Consider the following 4013-nt stretch of genomic DNA (forward strand, 5'->3'; position numbering starts at 1 on the left):
GCGCCGGCACGCTGGACGACGTGTTGTGGGCGACCGCCTTCCAGATCGCGCTGATGCTGAAGCTGCGCGTCGTCTTGCTGCTGCCCGAGAACGGAACGATCACCGTCAAGGCTGGCTATCCGCCCGACGACACGCTGGCCGAGGCCGACATCGCGGCCGCCCGCTGGGCCTGGGAGCACAACCGCGCCGCCGGCCGTGGCGCCGACACGCTGCCCGGCGCGAAACGCCTCTACCTTCCTCTGAGAACTGGCCGCACGGCGATCGGCGTCGTCGGCCTCGACGACGACAGGCAGGGACCGCTGCTGACGCCCGAGCAGCAACGCCTGCTCGATGCGCTTGCCGACCAGGCGGCGGTCGCCATCGAGCGCATCCAGCTCGCCGCCGACGTCGACCGTGCCAAGCTCGCCGCCGAGGCCGACCGCTTGCGCTCGGCGCTGCTCACCTCGATTTCACATGACCTGAAGACCCCGCTCGCCGCCATCATGGGCGCGGCCGGCACGCTGAGGGAATTCGCGGCTGCGCTGCCCGAAACGGACCGTGCCGAGCTGTTGTCGACCGTGCTCGACGAATCGGAGCGGCTGAACCGCTTCATCGCCAACCTGCTCGACATGACTAAGATCGAATCCGGCGCAATGGAGCCGAACCACGCACTGCACTTTGTCGGCGATAGTGTAGGCTCGGCCCTGCTCCGCGCACGCAAGATCACCGGGGAGCACAAGACCGAGATCGACATCCCCGCCGACTTGCCGATGCTCAGGCTCGATCCGGTGCTGTTCGAGCAGGCGCTTTTCAATCTCCTCGACAATGCCGCCAAATACGCCCCGCCCGGCTCCACCATCCGGCTGCAGGGCTGGGTCGACAACGGCTGCGTCATCCTGCAGATCATGGACGAGGGGCCTGGCATTCCGCCCGATGATCTGGAGCGGATCTTCGACACCTTCTACCGGGTGCGCAAGCGCGATCAGGTGCGCGCCGGCACCGGGCTCGGCCTGTCGATCAGCCGCGGCTTCATCGAGGCGATGGGAGGCACGATCACCGCGGCAAACCGCACCGACCGCGCCGGCGCGATCTTCACCATCCGCATGCCGGTGCCGGCTGATGTGCCCGGCATGCGCCGGGCCAGTACGGACGATCAGAGCAACGGTGATCCGGCATGACCAATCAGAACGTCACCATACTGGTCGTCGACGACGAGCCGCCGATCCGCAAATTGCTGCGCGTCGGTCTTGGCAGCCAGGGCTATGCGGTCTCCGAAGCACCCAACGCCAAGGCAGCCATCGAGCTGGTGGCGACGGAGAAGCCGGACCTGATCCTGCTCGATCTCGGCCTGCCCGGCATGACCGGTCATGAATTGCTCGGCAAATGGCGGGGCGAGGGTCTCGACATTCCCGTCGTCATCCTCTCCAGCCGCACCGACGAGGCCGGCATCGTCTCGGCGCTGGAGCTCGGCGCCGACGACTACGTCACCAAGCCGTTCGGCATGAACGAGCTCGTCGCCCGCATCCGCGTGGCGCTGCGCCACAAGTTCCAGCAGCAGGGCGAGAAGCCGGTGTTCCAAACCGGCGACCTGACCGTCGACCTGGTCAAGCGCATCGTCACCGTCGAGGGCAAGGAGGTAAAACTCTCGCCCAAGGAATACGACATCTTGCGCATCCTGGTGCAGCACGCCGGCAAGGTGCTCACCCATCATTTCCTGCTGAAGCAGGTCTGGGGCGACTCCACCGACGTGCAATATCTCAGGGTCTACGTTCGCCAGCTCCGGCAGAAGATCGAGAAGACCCCCGATCAGCCGCGCTACATCACCACCGAGACCGGCGTGGGCTACCGCCTGCGCGAGGTGGACTGATACGGGCGATCGGCACTGCCGATCGTCCCGATCCCAAGGGCGATCGGCGAATGCCGATCGTCCCGGTCGGCCTAAGCAGGAACTCAGTCCGCCGACAGCTCCGCCGTCAAGGGCAATGCCAGGTTGGTGGGCAGATTCGTGGCGGATGAACCAATCAATTCGGCGTGGCTGCCCATCGACCATGGCACCGCCTGTCAAATGCCCTATATGGATGGTAGATTTTAACGCGGGAGCGGATCGATGCCGCAGCTTCGTCCAACGACGGTTTTGATGTCGGCAATGCTGGCGACGGCGATCGTGCCGGCGGTGGCTCCCCATGCCTTGGCGCAGGTGATTATCCCAACAAATCGCAATGTGCTGGTCCAGCAGAACGAACTGCTGCAGCTGCAGAACAGGATGCTGCGGCAGCAGTTCCAGCAACAGCAGCAGCTAAATCGCGAGCTGGACCGCCAGATCGTGCCGCAGCCTCGACCGCAGGTGCCGGTCGTCAAGCCGGGCTGCCAGGTGCTGGGCAATGCAATTTTGACGTCGTGCCGCTGACAAGCCGGCATTTTCGATTTATTTAGCCGACTTACCTGCCGGAAAATGCCACGTTGCATTGCCGGCGGTTTTGGGGTTTTGCGGCATGGCGCCCTCCCTTCTGGGCAGGGGCGCGATCCGGCCGGATTCTGGGAATGGCAGCGACCAAGAAGACAGCGGTACGCAAGGCAAAGAAGGGGGAACGGATCCGCCAGGTGGCGGCCATCCCCTTTCGGCTGGACGCCGGCGGCGACATGGAGGTGATGCTTGTGACGTCGCGCACGACCAGGCGCTTCATCGTGCCAAAAGGCTGGCCAATGAAGGGCAAGAGCGGGCGCAAGGCGGCCATGATTGAAGCGCGGGAAGAAGCCGGCGTCCTCGGCGACATCCTGAAACAGCCGGCCGGCACCTATTCCTATTGGAAACGCCTGGCAAGCCGCTTCGTCCGCGTCGACGTCGTCGTCTACCTGCTGAACGTGACAGAGGAGCTGCCCCGTTGGATGGAAGCGGGCACGCGGCAGCGGGCATGGCTTGCCCCAGCCGATGCGGCGCTGCTTATCGACGAGCCGGATCTGTCGACGTTGCTGAGGGATTTGACTGTCCCCCAGACCGAGCCTCCCGACGCGATTTGAGATCAGCTGCTCTTATCCTCGCGCCCGGGAAACGGTCGTACCGGAGTACCCGTATAGGCCCACAGCCATTCCCGCGGCAGCGGCCCCTTGTTGCGCTCGGTCTCCTGCGACTGCTCCCAGGCATGCGCCAGGATGCCGACCGAGCGCGACAGCACGAACAGGCCGCGCGTCAGCGGCGGCGGGAAGCCGAGCTCGCCATAGATCACCGCCGTCGCGCCGTCGATGTTGAGCGGGATGCGCTTGCCCTTGCGCCGCGCCACCTCGGCCTCGATGGCCTGGGCGATGTCGGCGAAGCGGCCGCCGACCACGCCGCGTGCCGCGAAATCGCGGGTCAGTTCGATGAGCCGCGGCGCGCGCGGATCGACCGGATGGAAGCGATGGCCGAGACCCGGCACATAGCCCCTGTCCTCGGCGAAGAAACGATCGAGCCGCGCCGCCACCGCATCGGCCAGCGTCGTGCCCTGGTCCATCGCCGCGGCGATGTCGCCGTAGACGGAAAGCGCCTGCTCGCCGGCGCCTCCATGCACGTCGCCCAGCACGTTGATGGCCGAAGCCATCGCATTGTTGATGCCGACGCCGCAGGTCGCCGCCATGCGGGCGATGGCGATCGATGGCGCCTGCGGCCCGTGGTCGACGGCCGCACCCAGCGCGATGCCAAGCAGCGCCGCCTGGTCCTCGCTGGGCAATTCGCCGCGCAGCATCAGCCAGATCATGGCCGGAAAGCTGACGCGGCCGATAAGGTCCTGGATCTCGTAGCCGCGCAGCCGGATCACGCCGGGGCCCATTTCGATGATGCCGGTCCGCCACCAGTCCTCGCCGCGCGCGCGGCCGGTCTTTTTGTCCTCGCTCATGCCGGCGCTCTTGTCTTGTCGCGCGCCGGCAGCGTCGCAAACACCTCGTCCATATGCTCGCCCAGCGCCGGCGGCGGCCCGGCCGGCAGCGGTGCCGCGCCGTCGACCATGAAGCCGCCGCGCACCACCGTCAGCGGCCGGTCCATGCCGGGCACGGCTTCGAAG

At 66.4% G+C, this 4013-nt stretch carries 5 protein-coding genes; 4 read left to right on the forward strand and 1 reads right to left on the reverse strand.

Annotation, left to right across the window (positions count from 1 at the left end):
* From EN780_RS28830 to EN780_RS28845, 4 genes are all read left to right on the forward strand, one after another.
* The coding region (locus tag EN780_RS28830; protein WP_189556814.1) for an ATP-binding protein at nucleotides 1–1157 on the forward strand (1157 nt) is incomplete at its 5' end.
* Nucleotides 1154–1846: a response regulator transcription factor gene (locus EN780_RS28835; RefSeq protein ID WP_127310117.1), complete on the forward strand. Its 693-nt coding sequence runs from the start codon at nucleotides 1154–1156 to the stop codon at nucleotides 1844–1846. The genes EN780_RS28830 and EN780_RS28835, both read left to right, overlap by 4 nt.
* 240 nt (nucleotides 1847–2086) lie before the next feature.
* Nucleotides 2087–2386, forward strand: a complete 300-nt coding sequence (locus EN780_RS28840; protein WP_127391437.1) for a hypothetical protein — start codon at nucleotides 2087–2089, stop codon at nucleotides 2384–2386.
* Between the two features lie 134 nt (nucleotides 2387–2520).
* Entirely contained in the window at nucleotides 2521–2997 is a 477-nt protein-coding gene (locus EN780_RS28845; RefSeq protein WP_127310119.1) for an NUDIX hydrolase, read from the forward strand.
* A 2-nt stretch (nucleotides 2998–2999) separates the two neighbouring features.
* Here the strand turns inward: EN780_RS28845 and EN780_RS28850 are convergent, their stop codons facing one another.
* Nucleotides 3000–3848, reverse strand: coding sequence for a citryl-CoA lyase (locus EN780_RS28850; protein ID WP_128275988.1), 849 nt, complete (start codon nucleotides 3846–3848; stop codon nucleotides 3000–3002).
* Nucleotides 3849–4013: the final 165 nt, after the last annotated feature.

The sequence above is a fragment of the Mesorhizobium sp. M4B.F.Ca.ET.089.01.1.1 genome (assembly GCF_004022605.1).
Classification (GTDB): domain Bacteria; phylum Pseudomonadota; class Alphaproteobacteria; order Rhizobiales; family Rhizobiaceae; genus Mesorhizobium; species Mesorhizobium abyssinicae.